Annotated in this window: 1 protein-coding gene; it reads left to right on the top strand. The window is 32.6% G+C overall.

All coding sequences use genetic code 11. The features are described 5' to 3' along the window. A partial coding sequence (locus tag XO10_RS09575) for a methyl-accepting chemotaxis protein (protein WP_175418611.1) occupies window positions 1-1,197 on the top strand: 1,197 nt, incomplete at its 5' end. Window position 1,198: the final 1 nt, after the last annotated feature.

Genomic DNA, 1,198 nt, shown 5'->3' with positions numbered 1-1,198 from the left:
TACACAGCAATACCTAAAAAAGCAATTACAGACGCAGTATGGAAGGAAACTTCAGTATTAATTGTTGTATTCCTTGTAATAATGATTGGTGCTTTTGTAATTGGTATTGTATTTGTTAATAAAGCAATTACAAAACCTATTTTAATTATGACAAAAGAAATGGAAGAGGTTGGAAAGGGTAATCTTAACGTTAAAGTTCATGTTGATGCAAATAATGAATTGGGTGTTCTTGCTAAAATTATGAACCAAACAATTGCTTCATTAAGAACACTTGTTGAAAAGGTTCAGGAATCTTCAAAAACATTAATTGAAACATCTTCAGAAGTTTCTAATTCTATTGATAAGAATTATGAATTAAACTTGAGAATATACGATGAAATTGAAGAAATTAACTCCAAGGTTCAGGACGCTTCTTCTTCACTTGAAGAAACAACTGCCGGTGTTGAAGAAATTGCTGCTGCAGCACAAAACGTTTCAAGATCAACTCAGGAAATAATGGAAAGATCAACTCAGGTTTCAGGACTTGCTAAAGAAGGTTCAAAGAACGTTGAAGAAGTTAAAACAAAAATGATTGACGTTAATGAAAAGGCAAAGGAAAACGCAAAAACAGTTAAGGTACTTGCAAGTGAAACTGCTAATATTCAGGAAATTGTTGAGACAATTAATTCAATTACAGAACAGACAAACCTCCTTGCATTAAATGCAGCTATTGAAGCAGCAAGAGCTGGAGAAGCAGGAAAAGGATTTGCTGTTGTTGCTGATGAAATTAGAAAACTTGCAGAAGAAAGTAAAAAAGCCACAGAAGAAATTGCAAATATACTTGGAAAAATACAAAACAGCGCTTCAGAAGTTGATAAAGAAACAGAAAATGTTGTTGAAAGTATAAATGAAGCAAACAAGATGGTATTTGAAATTGCAGAACAATTTGAAAGTATCACACAGGAAATTGAAGGTATTTCAATGATGATTGACAGCACTGCATCATCAGCAGAAGAGCAAACAGCATCAACAGAGGAAATTGCAGCTGCTGTAGATACTGCAAATAAAGCTGTTACAAGCGTTGCTGAAGATGTAATTAACTTCAAGAATGAAATAAAAGCACAGAACGAAGACTTTGCAAAGATTACAAAGGTTGCTAATAGACTTGAAGATTTAAGTGAAGAACTTAATACTCTTATTAAACAATTTAAAATCTAAA

The sequence above is a fragment of the Marinitoga sp. 1135 genome (assembly GCF_013363245.1).
Classification (GTDB): domain Bacteria; phylum Thermotogota; class Thermotogae; order Petrotogales; family Petrotogaceae; genus Marinitoga; species Marinitoga piezophila.
This window is presented reverse-complemented; position numbering and strand designations above follow the sequence as displayed.